This window comes from Bradyrhizobium sp. 6(2017) (assembly GCF_011058295.2).
GTDB classification, from domain to species: Bacteria; Pseudomonadota; Alphaproteobacteria; order Rhizobiales; family Xanthobacteraceae; genus Bradyrhizobium; species Bradyrhizobium septentrionale.
Genome location: NZ_CP049289.2, coordinates 5,541,856 through 5,557,580 on the forward strand (window position 1 = coordinate 5,541,856; position 15,725 = coordinate 5,557,580).

A 15,725-nucleotide genomic window follows, 5' to 3' on the forward strand; every position below is an offset into this window, starting at 1 on the left:
ATGCCCTCCCGGGTTACCTCAACTTGACAAGTGTCCAATAACCGTCCCCGCGGGATCGGGCTGCGACAAAACAACCCGACGGGCAACTCAGCAAAACCTGTCAATCCCGCGCAGCCAAAATATTTCTGTTTCCCGGAATACCCAACTCAGGGTATGAACTGTTCGTCTCACCCGATCGAGGGGCGCTTCGCGGTCGTCACGAACGCGGTGTGGGATGCGGTGGACGCTGAGCGTGTGACTGACGAGAGCACGTGATGCGGACGGTGAAGTCGTGTGGTCCTGACGCCCTAGCGGCCGGTGTCCCCTCGCAAGGCGCGAAAGCGTTTTCGCGAAGGCGGTGACAAACAAGCCCAGTCTCGCCGGGGAGAGCACGAAGTAAGCCGTAACCCATCGCGCAGGGAAAGCCGGGTTGCTCCGGTTACACCTGTGGTCCTACCCCCGAGCTCTCTACCCATTGCTCGGGGCCCATGGGTGCGATCGGCACCCGGCTTTCCCTGCACCCTCTTCAAGAGAGGGCGGAACGAAGAACAAAGCTCGGGCAAATCATGTCGCGAGAATGCGAAGCTGTATGCCCATCCTCACCTGTCATCGCCCGGCTCGACCGGGCGATCCAGTACGCCGCGGCCTCTCGGCTCAGGCACCAGCGTCTCTGGAATACTGGATCACCCGCTTTCGCGGGTGATGACATCGAATTTGCCCTGGATCGCGGTGAAATCGCCCTACGCCGCCCGCCGCCGCTCGCGCAGCGCGTCGCCGAAGGCTTCGAACAGCGCGCGGTTGATCGGATTGCGCTGCGGATCGTATTCGGCGTGCCACTGCACGCCGAGCGCAAAGCCCGCGGCATCCGCGATGCGGATCGCCTCGATGGTGCCGTCCTCGGCAATGCCCTCGATCACGACCCGCCTGCCCGGCTCGAGGATGCCCTGGCCGTGCAGCGAATTGACCCGGATGGTCTCGCGGCCAAGGATCTTTGCGAAGGCGCCCCCCGGCGTCAGTGCGACATCGTGGCGGTCGGCGAACACCACGGTGGGATCGGGGTGGATTTCGCCGTTGTCCAGCCGCGGCATCCGGTGGTTCATGCGGCCCGGAATCTCCCGGATCTCCGGATGCAGCGAGCCGCCGAACGCGACGTTCATCTCCTGCAGGCCGCGGCAGATGCCGAAGATCGGCACGCCGCGCGCCACACAGGCCTCCGACAGCGCGAGCGCGACGTCATCGCGGTGGAGGTCATAGGGTTCGTGCGCGGCACAAGGTTCGGTGTTGAAGCGCGTCGGATGGACGTTGGCGCGGGCCCCGGTCAGCACGACGCCGTCGACCACGTCGAGCAAGGCGCCGACGTCGGTAATGTCGGGGCTGCCTGCGAACATCAACGGCACCGCACCCGACACATCGGCAACCGCGCGAAGGTTGCGCTCCCCGACCATCTGGACTGTGAAACGATTTTCGATGCGATGGGCGTTTCCGATCACGCCGACCACGGGCCGTCTCATTATCGAAGTCTCGCGCAATGATTCTTCTAAGTTTGCGACGTTGCGGAGACGATCATGCCTTCGAGTTCCCGCCGGATCAACTGTCTATATCTGCAGAGGGGGGCTTGCAGCTCTGCACAGACGAGCGCCCCCCGGGGCCCCAAATGCGGTCAGTTGCGCCCCGGCGCCGCAGCGTCAGCGGCAAACCAGCACGATCCGCCCAGCTTGATCCCGGCGGGATTTTCGCCAATGACTGCTTAGGACACCGTCGCAAAGGGGGAATCACCCGTGACAGACCCGGCTGACAATCGCCTGCAGGCCCGCAACGACATGGCGTGGGCGATCGCCGTCGGAGGCATCGGCGCCGTGCTGTTCGCCGCGCTGCTGATGTTCGCCTGGCATTTCGCCGCGACCTTGTTCCTGCTGTTCGCCGGCATGCTGCTCGGCGTCGGCCTGAACGCGATGGCCGCCCTGCTCGGCCGGCTGACCGGGCTGCCTCACGCGTTGCGGCTTGCGATCGTCTGCCTGGCGATGGCCGGACTATTGTCCGGCATCGTGTTCCTCGGCGGCACCACGATCGCGCAGCAGGCAACCGTGTTGAGCAACACGATCAAATCGCAGCTCGGCAGCGTCAAGGAATTCCTCGAGCAGCATGGCGTCGACACCAGCTATCTCGATTTCACCAATGCGGCAGGCGAAGCGAAACCCGACGGCACCGGCGTGGCGACGACGACAACGGCGCCCGCGGCGTCGCAGTCGCACGGCATCCCCGGGGCCGGCGCGCTTGCCTCAAGCGGCGGCGCCATCATCAGCCAGACGCTGAAGGTGCTGCTCGGCACCGTCAGCGTCGTCGGCAATTTCTTCATCGTGCTGTTTCTAGGACTCGCCTTCGCGGCCCAGCCCAGCATCTACCGCGCCGGGCTGTTGTTCATCGCGCCGGCCAAATACCGCGCGCAGGCCACCATCATCGTCGACCGCATCGGCGAGACGCTGGAACGCTGGCTGATCGCGCAGATCATCACAATGGCGGCGGTGTTCCTCGTCACCTGGATCGGGCTTGCGATCATCGGCATTCCGAGCTCGTTCATTCTCGGCATCCAGGCCGGATTGCTGGCCTTCATTCCAACCGTCGGCGCGATCATTGCCGGACTGATCGTGGTGCTGGCAAGCCTCGCCTCGGGATGGATCGCCGCGCTCAGCGCGTTCATCCTGTTCCTCGGCGTGCACGCGCTGGAGAGTTACGTGATCACGCCGATCGTGCAGCGGCAGGCGCTCGACATCCCGCCGGCGACGCTGTTCGCGTTCCAGATCCTGCTCGGCGTCGTGTTCGGCATCTGGGGGCTGGCCTTGGCGCTGCCGCTGATGGCGATCGCCAAGGTGATGATCGACCATTTCAAGGCGGAGGATCAGGCGCCTGCGCAGGTCGCGTAAACCCGCCTCAGGAGGTCAGCACCGTCTCGGTGTGCTCGACCTCGGGCGCCGCCGCGAAATAAGGGCCGACCAGCGCGCGCCAGGCGGTGAAATCCTCGGAGCCGCGGAAATCGACGGTGTGGTTCTCGAGCGTCTCCCACTTCGCCACCAGCCGGTAGCGCGACGGCTTCTCGATCGAGCGGTGCAGTTCAAACCCCTTGCCGCCCTTGGCGCGCAGCAACAGCGGGCGCGCCTTGGCCACCGCGGCCTCAAAATCCTTCTCGCTGCCGGGCTTGACGTCGATCTGTGCGATTTCGGTGATCATTGGGCTGTGGCCTCCCTTTATTGGTTTCCCGTGGGAAAGGCCCCGTCTCTAGCCCAGCCGGTAAAAAAGCAAAAGGCGCCCGCGAGGGGCGCCTCCTCTGTCGATCCTGCGGCGGTTCAGTTGAACAGCAATACGGTACCGACAACCATCAGCATCGCGCCGAGGAGCATCACGACCGGCCAGCGGCTTCTGGGCTGTTGGTATCGGCCCTGCGCGCGCCGTTCGGCGATCAGCGCGGTCTCGTATTCATCGGAGTTCGAGAACAGGCAGGCGAAGCCGCTGCGCGCCGAAACCGCGTCGGCTTCGAGCGACATCAGGGCTGACTGCGGATTGCGGGTGCGGATCGACTCCATGCCCGAAAGCATGGGATCGAATGGTTAATCGGTCGTTACCGCGCTCATGTCCGCACCGTCGCCGGTTTCTGCCGCGCCGCCGCCGGCAGGCCCGCGGTCTTGCGCCGCCAGTTCTCCAGCGACAGCGGCAACTCCTCCGCCGCCTCGACGCGGTTGCGGCCGCCGCGCTTGGCCTGGTAGAGCGCGGTGTCGGCCGAGGCCAGCAGCACCTCGAGCTCGGTGCCGGCGGGGCCGCCGGCCACGCCGATGCTGACCGTGGTATCGACCGGACCTTCCTCGCAGGCGATGTTGCTGTTCTCGAAGGCCTCGCGCACGCGCTCGGCGACCAGCACGCCCTCCTCCAGCGAACACGGCAGCAGCGCCGCGAATTCCTCGCCGCCGATCCGGCCCGACAGGTCGCTGATCCTGAGACTGTTGACCACGACGGCGGAGAACAGTTTCAGGATCTCGTCGCCGGCGGGATGGCCGAAGCGGTCGTTGATCGACTTGAAATGATCGATGTCGAAAATCATCACCGTGACCGGGCGGCCGGCATTGGCCTCGCGCTCGATCACCCGCGTGCAGGCCTCGGTGAAGCCGCGGCGGTTGAGCATGCCGCTCAACGGATCGACCGACGCGGCGGTCTTGTGCACGGCCACCGCGCGGTCCGACACCATCATGAAGATCACGAACACCGTGCCGATCGCGTACAGCACGAGCTCGATCGAGAACAGCGTGACCCAGAAGCTGCTGACGTAGTTCTGGCCGTTGAATCGCAGCAGGTCGCCGACCAGGATCGGCAGCATCAGCACGCAGCCGTGCGCGACCGGGATCACGATCGCAAGCCAGCGCCGCTTCAGCACGCGGCGGCGCTCGCTCCAGAGCTCGGAGGCGGTCAGCGCCGCGTAGATCGCGACGATCCCGGCGCCGATCGTCAGGCGCAGCGCGTGATCCTCCACCGTCATCGCGGCACTGATCCACGCGATCGGGCCGAGCACGAGGCCCGGCAGGTTGGCCTTGCGGCCGTGGAAGATCCGCGCGGCATTCCAGACCATGCCGCAGGCCGCGAAGCCGATCGCATTCAGCCCCATCAGGACCATGGCGTCGAGCGTCGAACTGCCGACCGTCCAGAGTGCGACCGAGGCCGCGCCGAGCAGATAGGCGGTGCCCCACCATTTCAGCGCGGGAATGTTCTCCTGCCTGCCGAACAGCCACAGCATGGCGCCGAGCATGCCCGCAACCATGGTGGCGAACAAATAAAGTGTCGATGGATCGAACGACATAACTCACCCCAGCCCGGTGTGATGCAACGTTCGCAGGCGCAAATAAAAGGTGATGCAGCGCCAGTGCGAGCCCGCACGCTAGAAGGCCCGAGTTCCAATTTCGTTTGCACGCACACGCAAGTTTTCATGAAAAACTGCGCTAATTCGCGTCGAAGCTGGCTTCGTTGGACACAGCAAAAAGGGCGCCTCTCGGCGCCCTCTGCAACTCGATGCTCACGGCATTTGCCGCGAATTTTAGGACTCGAATTAGCGCTTCGAGAACTGGAAGGACTTGCGGGCCTTCGCCTTGCCGTACTTCTTGCGCTCGACCGTGCGGCTGTCGCGGGTCAGGAAGCCGCCCTTCTTGAGGACGCCGCGCAGCTCAGGCTCGAAATTGGTCAGCGCCTTCGAGATGCCGTGGCGGACAGCACCGGCCTGGCCGGACAGACCGCCGCCGGCGACGGTGCAGATCACGTCGTACTGACCGTTACGGGCGGCAGCGACCAGCGGCTGCTGGATCATCATGCGCAGCACCGGACGGGCGAAGTAGATTTCGATGTCGCGGGTGTTGACCGAGATCTTGCCGGCACCCGGCTTGATCCAGACGCGGGCGACGGCGTCCTTGCGCTTGCCGGTGGCGTAGGCGCGGTTGAACTTGTCGACCTTCTTGACATACTTCGGCGCGTCGGGCGCGGCCGGCTTGACCTGCGAGAGCTGGTCGAGGGACTGCAACGTTTCGGACATTTATGCGGCCCTCGTGTTCTTGCGATTCAGGGAAGCGATATCGACCTTCTCGGGGCTCTGCGCTTCATGCGGATGCTCGGCACCCGGATAGACGCGCAGATTGCTCATCTGCATGCGGCCGAGCGGACCGCGCGGGATCATGCGCTCGATCGCCTTCTCGACGACGCGCTCGGGGAAGCGACCCTCGAGGATCTGCTTCGCGGTGCGCTCCTTGATGCCACCGATGAAGCCGGTGTGCTTGTAGTAGGTCTTCTGGTCGCGCTTGCGGCCGGTCAGCACCACATGCGCGGCGTTGACGATGATGACATTGTCGCCGCAATCGACATGCGGGGTGTAGGTGGGCAGGTGTTTGCCGCGCAGGCGCATCGCGACGAGCGTGGCGAGACGACCGACGACCAGACCCTTGGCGTCGATCACGACCCACTTCTTCGTCACTTCGGCGGGCTTGGCCGAGAACGTGCTCATGTGTGAAATCCGTGAAAAGCAAATCGGCGCCGAATGCGCCGAACTGGGCGGCTTTCTAGAGAAGCCTCGGCCGCACGTCAACGCCGACGCGGCATAATTACATCAGCGAAAACAATAGCTTGTAAATATGGTGCAATAATACCGCGAAAAAGGCTATTGAATTGGAATGGAATAGGTCGCCGTGACATGGGCGATCGGATCCGGCGAGGTGCCGGACAGCAGGTTCACCTCGCCGACCGCAAGCCGCTTGCCGAGCTTGAGCAGCTTGGCGACCGCGAGCACATCCTGGCCCGGCTGGCCCTTGCGCAGGAAGTTGATGTTGAGGTTGGTGGTGACGGCAAGGCCGATCGGCCCGATCGCCGACAGCAGCACCACATACATCGCAAAATCCGCCAGCCCCATCAGGGTCGGGCCGGACACCGTGCCGCCGGGCCGCAGCATCCGCTCGCTGAAGCGCTGGCGCAGCAGGGCCGTCTCGCCGTCGGCGCTTTCGATCCTGATGTCGTCGTGGGTGAACGCCTGCGGAAATTCCTTGCGCAGGAACTCCTCCAGCTCAGCCACGCTCATTTTCGCAATCGCCATGCCGTCCCTGCCCTCGCTTCAGCCTGCCTGTTACATTAAGTTGTCATAGAGACCAAAGTGGAATTTCACCATGTCCGCCCAAGCCGCCCGCGCCGAAGCGCAGCAACATCAGCCGATCCTGCTGCGCGAGACCGTCGGCAGTATCGCGCTACTGACGCTCAATCGCCCCGCGGCGCGCAACAGCCTCTCCGAAGGCCTGATCCGCGAGGTACACGCTGCGCTGAATGGTATCCGCGACGACAAAGCCGTCCGCGGCGTCGTGCTCGCAGCCAACGGCCCGGCCTACTCCGCCGGCCACGACATGAAGGAACTGACCGCGCGCCGCAGCGATGCCGATCGCGGCCGCGCCTATTTCGCCGAGATCATGAACGCATGTAGCGCGATGATGCAGGCCATCGTGCACCTGCCGAAGCCGGTTGTCGCCGCCGTGCAGGGCGTCGCGACGGCGGCCGGCTGCCAGCTCGTCGCCAGCTGCGACCTTGCAATTGCATCCGAGGCCGCGACGTTTGCGACCCCGGGCGTCGACATCGGGCTGTTCTGCTCGACGCCGATGGTGGCGCTGTCGCGCAACGTGCCGCGCAAGCAGGCGATGGAGATGCTGCTCACCGGCGAGCCGATCTCGGCGGCAACGGCGCAGAGCATCGGCCTGATCAACCGCGTGGTATCAGCAGGTACCGAGCGCGACGCCGCGATCGCGCTGGCCGAGAAGGTCGCGCTGAAGTCGGCCTACACCGTCAAGCTCGGCAAGGAGGCGTTCTATCGCCAGGCCGAGATGAGCCTTGCCGACGCCTATCGCTTCGCCGCCGAGGTGATGACCGAGAACATGATGGCGCGCGACGCCGAGGAAGGCATCGGCGCCTTCATCGAGAAGCGCGATCCGAAGTGGCAGGATAAGTAAGACCGAAATGAATCACGACGCCTACGACGACAACTACATCCGCAGCATCCTGAACAGCGTGAAGTCGATCGCGATGGTCGGCGCCTCGCCGGTCAACGTGCGGCCGAGCTATTTTGCCTTCAAATATCTGGCGCAGCGCGGCTACGACATGATCCCGGTCAATCCCGGCCATGTCGGCAAGTCGCTGATGGGCAAGCCGTTCGTCGCTTCGCTTGCGGACATCGGTCGCCCGATCGACATGATCGACATCTTCCGCAATTCGAGCCACATCATGCCCGTCGTCGACGAGGCGCTGAAATTGTCGCCGCCGCCGAAGGTGATCTGGATGCAGCTTGGCGCACACGACGATGCCGCGGCCGAGAAGGCGGAAGCCGCGGGCCTCAAGGTGGTGATGAATCGCTGCCCGAAGATCGAATATGGCCGGCTGTCGTCTGAGATCTCCTGGATGGGCGTCAACTCGCGCACGCTCAGTTCCAAGCGCGCGCCGATTCCGACGCAGGGCATGCGGCTGTCGCTCAACCGCACGAGTTTTGGCGGCGGCCAGACCGCGGCATCCGACCGCGCGGCGAAGAACAAGACCGAGACGAGCTGACATCGCAACGGAATATTCCTTCCGCTTGCCCGGTATAGCGTGGGATGCCCCTCCCACAACTGGCGGCGTACCCAACTCGCTTGACGGCGGGCGCCGCCGCCATCAGCATGCCGCGCGTTTTCGACCAGGCCAGAACAGGACACAAAGAATGACCGATCGCGTTCCGGGATTTTCCACCCTCGCCGTGCATGCCGGCGCACAGCCTGATCCGACCACCGGCGCGCGGGCGACGCCGATCTACCAGACCACGTCATTCGTCTTCAACGACGCTGATCACGCCGCCTCGCTGTTCGGCCTGCAGGCGTTCGGCAACATCTATACCCGCATCGGCAACCCGACCAACGCGGTGCTCGAGGAACGCGTCGCAGCGCTCGAGGGCGGCACCGCGGCGCTCGCGGTCGCCTCCGGCCACGCCGCGCAACTCGTCGTGCTGCAGCAGCTGCTCCGGCCCGGCGACGAGATCATTGCGGCGCGCAAGCTCTATGGCGGCTCGATCAACCAGTTCACCCACGCCTTCAAGGCGTTCGGCTGGAACGTGGCCTGGGCCGATCCCGACGAGATCGAAAGCTTCGAGCGCGCGGTGACGCCGCATACCAAGGCGATATTCATCGAGTCGATCGCCAACCCCGCCGGCAGCATCACCGATATCGAGGCGATCGCCGCCGTTGCGCGCAAGGCCGGCGTGCCGCTGATCGTCGACAACACGCTGGCCTCGCCCTATCTGATCAAGCCGATCGATCACGGCGCCGACATCGTCGTACACTCGCTGACGAAATTCCTCGGCGGTCACGGCAACTCGCTCGGCGGCATCATCGTCGACGCCGGCACCTTCGACTGGTCGAAGGACAACAAATATCCGATGCTGAGCGAGCCGCGCCCGGAATATCACGGCATCCGGATCCAGGAGACCTTTGGCAATTTCGCCTTCGCGATCGCCTGCCGGGTGCTTGGCCTGCGCGACCTCGGCCCCGCGCTGTCGCCGTTCAACGCCTTCATGATCCTCACCGGCATCGAGACGCTGCCGCTGCGCATGCAGAAGCACTGCGACAACGCCAAGGCGGTGGCGGAATTCCTCTCCACCCACCCGGCCGTGTCGGCGGTGAACTACGCCGGCCTGCCCGGCGACAGGTACAACGCCCTGCAGCGCAAATACGCGCCGAAGGGCGCCGGCGCGGTGTTCACCTTCAGCCTCAAGGGCGGCTATGACGCCGGCGTCAATCTGGTGTCGAACCTGAAGCTGTTCTCGCATCTCGCCAATGTGGGGGACACCCGCTCGCTGGTGATCCACCCGGCCTCCACCACCCACAGCCAGCTCGACGACGCCGCCAAGGTGAAGTCGGGCGCGGCGCCCGACGTGGTGCGGCTCTCGATCGGCATCGAGGACAAGGAAGACCTGATCGCCGACCTCGACCAGGCCCTGCGCGGCTGATCCCGCCCTTGTTCCGGAGCGGTGCGTGGCATCGCTCCGGTAACCTTGCCCAAAACGACGGGTCTCTCGTTAACGCTCAATCCGGCATAAAGTGGCAGTGATAGGCTCCGGATGATTCGGGAGACCATTGATGCTGCGCTGGATATTGCCGCTCGCGATCGCGCTGTTTGCGACCTCGCCTGCTGACGCCGCCGACGGCCCTGTCGTCGCCAAGAGCACAACCGTCAAGGCCGCGCGCCAATTGCCGGCTGGCCTGCCGCGCCGGAACTACGCCTACCGCACCACCATCACGCCGCCGACCTATGTGCGGCGCGGACGCCAGCTCGTGGTGGTCGAGCCCGAGGTGATCCCGCTGAACGCCGAGCCGTACATCCCGTACGTGGTGGGTGAACCGCTGCTGCCGGGATCGTCGTCACTGCCCGGCTATTACGGCAACTGGCATTCCTACAACTATTTCGGCCCCTATTACGGCGGCGCCTATGTGACCTACTGGGACCGCCTGCCCTACGCCTGCGGCGTCTACGGCTACTGCTAGCGCGGAACGATCGCGTGGCTAGATCGCCGCAGAAAACCAGCGCGCCGGGTTCGGGGAACGCGATCACCGCCGATCTCGTCGCGGTGCTGGTCGCCGTCACCGACGGCACGCCGAAGATCGTGACCATCGCCGGCGGCGCCGCGCTGCCGAGCGGCCCGTTCGAGTTCACCCACCGCTCGCTGCAGACCGCGTTGCGGGCCTGGGTGGAGGCCCAGACCGGCCACCCGCTCGGCTATGTCGAGCAGCTCTACACCTTCGCCGACCGCGGCCGGTCCGGCGACGCCAGGTCGCCGCATAGCGTTTCGATCAGCTATCTCGGCCTGACCCGCGAGGACAAGGTCGGCGAAGGTTTCGAGGCGCATTGGTCCGGCTGGTACGACTATTTCCCCTGGGAGGACCATCGCGCCGGCGCGCCGGCCTTCGTTGGCAAACTGATTGCGCCGAAACTGAAAGCGTGGGCGAAAGCAGCGCCGTCACCGACGCTGCAGCGTGAGCGCTGGCAGCGCTGCGCCATCACCTTCGGCCTCGATGACCGCGACTGGAACGAAGAACTCGTGCTGCAGCGCTACGAACTGCTGTACGAGGCCGGACTGATCCCGGAGGCCGGCCGTACGCAAGCCCGCGAGGCATTGGTCATACCAGGAAAACCGATGACGGCGGATCATCGCCGCATTCTCGCGACCGGGATCGCGCGGCTGCGCGCCAAGATCAAATACCGCCCAGTGGTATTCGAGCTGATGCCGGCCGAGTTTACCCTGCTGCAACTGCAACGCAGTGTTGAGGCGCTCGCAGGCCGGCTGGTCCACAAGCAGAACTTCCGTCGGCTCATCGAGCAGCAGGAACTCGTTGAAGAGACTGGCGCAATGGCCGCCGATACCGTCGGACGGCCGGCCAAGCTGTTCCGCTTCCGCCATGCCGTGCTGGCCGAACGGGCGGTCGCCGGCACCAAGTTGCCGCTTTCGCGCACTTGACAGACCTTATGCTCAGGATAAGTATAAGCCATCTTATGCTCACGGAGAGTATAAATGGTTACACTCGATACCGATCTGCTCACCCGCACCGCGCCGCTCTATGAGCGCGTCAAACGCGTCATCCCGCCGTTCGAATGGGCCACTTTCGCCGAGGACGTCGATACGATCCTCGCGCTGAAACGCCGCCGCAATGCGGTGGTGCTCGCGCACAATTACCAGACACCGGAAATCTTCCACGGCGTCGCCGATATCGTCGGCGACAGCCTCCTGCTCGCGCGCGAGGCGACCAAGGTCGACGCCGATGTCATCGTGCTCGCCGGCGTGCACTTCATGGCCGAGACGGCAAAGCTGCTCAATCCGGCCAAGACCGTGCTGATCCCCGACCTGAAGGCCGGCTGCTCGCTGGCGGATTCCATCACGCCGGCTGACGTGCGGCTGATGCGCGCGCGCTACCCGGACGCGCCGGTCGTCGCCTATGTCAACACGTCGACTGCGGTGAAGGCGGAGTCCGACATCTGCTGCACATCAGGCAATGCGCTGAAGGTGGTGGAATCGCTTGGCGCCGAGCGCGTCATCATGCTGCCGGATGAATATCTGGCGCAGAACATCGCGAAACAGACCAGCAAGAAGATCATCGCCTGGAAGGGCCATTGCGAGGTGCACGAGCTGTTCACCGCCGATGACGTGCGCCAGCTGCGCGAAAATCATCCCGACGTCACCATCCTGGCGCATCCGGAATGCCCGCCCGAAGTGGTCGCCGAAGCGGACTTTTCCGGTTCGACGGCTGCGATGCAGTTGTTCGTCGAGACCAAGCGGCCGCCACGCGTCGTGCTGCTGACGGAGTGCTCGATGAGCGACAACATCGCTGCCCTCAATCCGGATGTCGACTTCGTCCGCCCCTGCAATCTCTGCCCGCACATGAAGCGGATCACGCTGAAGAACATCCGCCACGCGCTGGAGACCAACCAGCACGAGGTCACGATCGATCCAGCGATCGCCGATCGCGCGCGCAGGAGCGTCGAAAGGATGCTGGCGATATGAGCACCGACATTTCCGATCTCGACGGCCGCCCGGTCATCATCGGCGGCGGCGCCGCGGGGCTCATGACTGCGCTTCAGCTCGCGCCCGAGCCGGTCGTGCTGCTGTCGAAATCGCCGCTCGGCGCCGAAGCCTCCAGCATGTGGGCGCAGGGCGGCCTCGCCGCACCAGTCGGCGAGGATGACACCCCTGCCCTGCATCTCGCCGATACGCTCGCGGCCGGTGCCGGCCTCTGCGATGCGGCCGTAGCATCCCGGATCGTTCACGCCGCGCCTGCGGCCATGGAGCATTTGGCCGAGCTCGGCGTCGCCTTCGACCGGCGCGCCGACGGCAGCTGGCGCCTCGGGCTCGAGGCCGCACACGGCCGCAACCGCATCGTGCACGCCACCGGTGACGGCACCGGCCGCGAGATCATGCGCGCGCTGATATCAGCGGTCCGCCGGACGCCATCGATCACGCTGCTGGAGGGCGTCGAGGCGCGCCGGTTGCTGGTCGAGGACAATGCGGTCAGGGGCGTGCTTGCAGCCAACGCAAGCGGCGCGCTGACGATCGTCACCAATCGCGTGGTGATCGCGACCGGCGGCATCGGCGGGCTGTTTGCCGACAGCACCAATCCGGGCGGATGCTTCGGCCAGGGGCTCGCGCTCGCGGCGTATGCCGGCGCAACACTCTCGGACATCGAATTCGTCCAGTTTCATCCGACCGCCTTCGACGGACCGTCGCGGCCGATGCCGCTGTTGACCGAGGCGATCCGCGGCGACGGCGCAGTGCTGATCGATGAAACCGGGCAGCGCTTCATGGCCGATCAGCCCGGCGCCGAGCTTGCGCCACGCGACATCGTCGCGCGCGCGGTCTGGCATCACCGTGCGGCGGGACATCGCACCTTCCTCGATGCGCGCCAGCATCCGGGCGCGGACTTTGCCCAGCGCTATCCCGTGATCAGCGCGTTCTGCAAGATGGCCGGCATCGATCCGGCCTGCGATCCGATCCCGATCCGGCCGGCGGTGCATTATCACATGGGTGGCGTCGCGGTGGACGGTTATGGCCGCAGCACGGTGGAGGGCCTGTGGGCCTGCGGCGAGGCCGCGCGCACTGGGCTGCACGGCGCCAACCGGCTCGCCAGCAACTCGCTGATGGAAGCGATCGTCTGCGCACGCTGGGTCGCCGAAAGCATCGAAGGCGTGAGTGCAGGTCCGCGCGCGATGCTGCGCGACGAGGCGTTGCCGCCTGCCTCCGATCCCTCCGCCGTGCGGCCGATCCTCTCCCAGGGGCTCGGCGTGCTGCGCGACCACGACGGCATCGCACGCGCGATTCGCGGCCTCACTCCGCTCGCCTGCGGTCAGAGTGCGGCATCCGACGCGGCGCTGGTCGGGCTAATGATCGCGGTCGCCGCCGTCAGGCGCGAGGAAAGCCGTGGCGGCCATTTCCGCACCGATTTCCCGCATGCCGCTTTGTCGGCCGTCCCGTCGTCCCTCACCCGTGACGAGGCGCTCGCCGCCGCGCGCGACATCGTCGAGTCCCAGCTGCCAGCCAGGAGTGCCAGTTCATGACCCTCAATCCCCTGTTGCCGCTGATGTACGAGCCGATCGTGCAGACCGCGCTGCGCGAGGACCTCGGCCGTGCCGGCGATATCACCGCGGATTCGATCGTACCGGCCGGCCAGCAGGCGCGCCTCGTGATGCGGGCGCGGCAGCCCGGCGTGATCGCGGGGCTCGACGTCGCGCGCACCGCATTCCAGACGGTGTCGCCTTCCATCACGCTGCGCGCCGAGCGGCCTGACGGCAGCGCGGTCGAACCCGACCAGGTCATCGCGGTCATCGACGGCCCCGCCCGCAGCCTGCTCACCGCGGAGCGAACCGCGCTCAACTTCCTCTGCCATCTGAGCGGCGTCGCGACCGCAACGGCGACGCTGGTCAAAGCGGTCGCAGGCACGCGCGCGCAGATCGTCTGCACCCGCAAGACCACGCCGGGACTGCGTGCGCTCGAGAAATATGCGGTGCGCGCCGGCGGCGGCGGCAATCACCGCTTCGGGCTCGATGATGCGGTGTTGATCAAGGACAACCACATTGCGCTCGCCGGCGGCATCCGCACCGCGATCGAGCGCGCCAAGGCCAATGCCGGTCATCTCGTCAAGATCGAGGTCGAGGTCGACACGCTGTCGCAGCTCGAGGAAGCGCTGGCGCTCGGCGTCGACGCGGTCCTGCTCGACAACATGACGATGGAGCAACTGAGCCAGGCGGTCGAGATGGCGCGTGGCAAGGCGATCACCGAAGCCTCCGGCCGGATCACCGCAGCGACCGCCGCAGCGATTGCTGCCACCGGCGTCGACCTGATCTCAGTCGGCTGGGTGACCCACAGCTCGGCTGCGCTCGATATCGGGCTCGACTACCTCTCTTGATGGATCAGAGAGGTTGAAGGATCAACCGGCCTGGCCGACCGGAACAAGGGTCGGCTGGTCCCGCTCGGTGCGGCGCACCGCGAAGCGCTCGGCCTGCAGCACCGCGAGCGTCAGCACGACGATCGCAACCGCCTGATGCGTCAGCGCCAGATCGATCGGCACCTGATGCAGCAGCGTCAGGATGCCGAGCGTCGCCTGCAGCGTGATCGCCGCAACCAGCCACCAGGCACCCGCGATCACCGCACCACCGGCACGCGCGCGCACGGCATCGATCGCATGTGCGATCGCCAGCGCGAACAGCAGATAGGCGGTCATGCGATGCTCGAATTGCACCGTCAGCGTGTTGTCGAACAGGTTGCGCCACCACGGCGTCTCGAACCAGAGACGGTCAGCCGACGGAATCAAGCCGCCGTCGATCTCGGGCCAAGTGTTGTAGACCCTGCCCGCGCGCAGGCCCGCGACCAGCGCGCCGAAATAGAGCTGCACGAAGGTCAGCACCAGCAGCACCGCACTTGTGATCTTCAGCCTGAGCGGCGCGATCACGGACGGACGATCGGTCAGCCGCCGCAGCGTCCAGACGATCGCCGTGAAGATCAGCAGCGCCAGCACCAGGTGCGTCGCCAGCCGATATTGCGACACCTCGAGGCGCTCCGAGAGCCCGGACGCGACCATCCACCAGCCGACGCCGCCCTGCAGCGCGCCGAGGCCGAAGATGATCCACAGCCGCCGGCCGAGCTCGCCGCTCACCGCGCCGCGCCACAGGAAATACAGGAACGGCAGCAGATAGGCGGCGCCGATCACCCGGCCGAGCAGCCGGTGGCTCCACTCCCACCAGAAAATCGTCTTGAACTGATCGAGCGTCATCCCGGCGTTGAGCTCGCGGTATTGCGGGATGGTCTTGTAGCCCTCGAAGGCCTGCGTCCACTGCGCCTCGGTCAGCGGCGGCAGCGCGCCGGTCACCGGCTTCCACTCGACGATCGACAGGCCGGACTCGGTGAGCCGCGTGGCACCGCCGACCAGCACCATCAGCACGATCAGGGCGGCAACCGCGAGCAGCCAAATCCTGACGGCGCGGAGCTGCGATGTCTTTGCGGAAATACCGGCCATTTCGCCCTGACTTGATTGGATTTTCGCGCCCCTTATAGTCCGCCCTATCAGCGGCGCAAGCGCCGCCCGAAGCCTCGTTCCGATACATCGGAGCGAAGCTCTGGAATGTTGTTTTGACGCGTTTTCTTGACGCGAACCGGTGTCCACTTCGCTCGAAAACGCTCTGAA

Annotated in this window: 17 protein-coding genes; 9 read left to right on the top strand and 8 right to left on the bottom strand. The window is 65.6% G+C overall.

All coding sequences use genetic code 11. The annotated features are described in order from the left end of the window. Positions 1-719: 719 nt before the first annotated feature. Positions 720-1,490, bottom strand: coding sequence for a gamma-glutamyl-gamma-aminobutyrate hydrolase family protein (locus G6P99_RS25985; RefSeq protein ID WP_029082854.1), 771 nt, complete (start codon positions 1,488-1,490; stop codon positions 720-722). 267 nt (positions 1,491-1,757) lie between these two features. Here G6P99_RS25985 and G6P99_RS25990 point away from each other — a divergent pair, with 267 nt between their 5' ends. Next, on the top strand, positions 1,758-2,900 hold the full coding sequence (locus G6P99_RS25990; RefSeq protein WP_029082853.1) for an AI-2E family transporter: 1,143 nt from the start codon (positions 1,758-1,760) through the stop codon (positions 2,898-2,900). Positions 2,901-2,907: 7 nt separating this feature from the next. Here G6P99_RS25990 and G6P99_RS25995 read toward each other — a convergent pair whose 3' ends face one another. The 6 genes from G6P99_RS25995 to G6P99_RS26020 form a co-directional block, all read right to left on the bottom strand. After that, entirely contained in the window at positions 2,908-3,204 is a 297-nt protein-coding gene (locus G6P99_RS25995) for an antibiotic biosynthesis monooxygenase family protein (RefSeq protein WP_029082852.1), read from the bottom strand. A gap of 116 nt (positions 3,205-3,320) precedes the next feature. Beyond that, entirely contained in the window at positions 3,321-3,557 is a 237-nt protein-coding gene (locus G6P99_RS26000) for a hypothetical protein (protein ID WP_029082851.1), read from the bottom strand. Between the two features lie 44 nt (positions 3,558-3,601). Further along, complete coding sequence (locus tag G6P99_RS26005; RefSeq protein WP_029082850.1) at positions 3,602-4,819, bottom strand: GGDEF domain-containing protein; 1,218 nt, start codon at positions 4,817-4,819, stop codon at positions 3,602-3,604. A gap of 246 nt (positions 4,820-5,065) precedes the next feature. Continuing rightward, complete coding sequence (gene rpsI, locus G6P99_RS26010; RefSeq protein WP_029082849.1) at positions 5,066-5,542, bottom strand: 30S ribosomal protein S9; 477 nt, start codon at positions 5,540-5,542, stop codon at positions 5,066-5,068. Next, positions 5,543-6,007: a 50S ribosomal protein L13 gene (gene rplM / locus G6P99_RS26015; protein WP_029082848.1), complete on the bottom strand. Its 465-nt coding sequence runs from the start codon at positions 6,005-6,007 to the stop codon at positions 5,543-5,545. 153 nt (positions 6,008-6,160) lie between these two features. Continuing rightward, positions 6,161-6,589 carry a PaaI family thioesterase gene (locus G6P99_RS26020; protein ID WP_029082847.1) on the bottom strand — a complete coding sequence of 143 codons (429 nt, stop codon included), beginning with the start codon at positions 6,587-6,589 and terminating at the stop codon, positions 6,161-6,163. A gap of 70 nt (positions 6,590-6,659) precedes the next feature. On the opposite strand from G6P99_RS26020, the gene G6P99_RS26025 reads away from it, so the two are divergent. The 8 genes from G6P99_RS26025 to nadC all read left to right on the top strand — a co-directional run bounded on the left by G6P99_RS26025 (position 6,660) and on the right by nadC (position 14,450). Further along, positions 6,660-7,487: an enoyl-CoA hydratase gene (locus tag G6P99_RS26025; RefSeq protein WP_029082846.1), complete on the top strand. Its 828-nt coding sequence runs from the start codon at positions 6,660-6,662 to the stop codon at positions 7,485-7,487. A 7-nt stretch (positions 7,488-7,494) separates the two neighbouring features. Next, a complete protein-coding gene (locus G6P99_RS26030) occupies positions 7,495-8,079 on the top strand; it encodes a CoA-binding protein (RefSeq protein ID WP_029082845.1) in 585 nt (194 codons plus the stop codon). Positions 8,080-8,227: 148 nt separating this feature from the next. Then, on the top strand, positions 8,228-9,508 hold the full coding sequence (locus G6P99_RS26035) for an O-acetylhomoserine aminocarboxypropyltransferase (protein WP_029082844.1): 1,281 nt from the start codon (positions 8,228-8,230) through the stop codon (positions 9,506-9,508). Positions 9,509-9,638: 130 nt separating this feature from the next. Then, positions 9,639-10,043 carry a hypothetical protein gene (locus G6P99_RS26040; protein WP_029082843.1) on the top strand — a complete coding sequence of 135 codons (405 nt, stop codon included), beginning with the start codon at positions 9,639-9,641 and terminating at the stop codon, positions 10,041-10,043. A gap of 14 nt (positions 10,044-10,057) precedes the next feature. Further along, a complete protein-coding gene (locus tag G6P99_RS26045) occupies positions 10,058-11,014 on the top strand; it encodes an NUDIX hydrolase (protein ID WP_029082842.1) in 957 nt (318 codons plus the stop codon). A gap of 54 nt (positions 11,015-11,068) precedes the next feature. Then, a complete protein-coding gene (gene nadA, locus G6P99_RS26050) occupies positions 11,069-12,055 on the top strand; it encodes a quinolinate synthase NadA (RefSeq protein ID WP_035977449.1) in 987 nt (328 codons plus the stop codon). Continuing rightward, a complete protein-coding gene (locus G6P99_RS26055) occupies positions 12,052-13,602 on the top strand; it encodes an L-aspartate oxidase (protein WP_029082840.1) in 1,551 nt (516 codons plus the stop codon). Before nadA ends, G6P99_RS26055 begins: the two co-directional genes overlap by 4 nt. Beyond that, positions 13,599-14,450 carry a carboxylating nicotinate-nucleotide diphosphorylase gene (nadC, locus tag G6P99_RS26060; RefSeq protein WP_029082839.1) on the top strand — a complete coding sequence of 284 codons (852 nt, stop codon included), beginning with the start codon at positions 13,599-13,601 and terminating at the stop codon, positions 14,448-14,450. The genes G6P99_RS26055 and nadC overlap by 4 nt, the downstream gene beginning before the upstream one ends. Before the next feature lie 21 nt (positions 14,451-14,471). Here the strand turns inward: nadC and G6P99_RS26065 are convergent, their stop codons facing one another. Continuing rightward, positions 14,472-15,557 (bottom strand): COX15/CtaA family protein, encoded by a 1,086-nt coding sequence (locus tag G6P99_RS26065; RefSeq protein ID WP_029082838.1) that lies wholly within the window; start codon positions 15,555-15,557, stop codon positions 14,472-14,474. Positions 15,558-15,725: the final 168 nt, after the last annotated feature.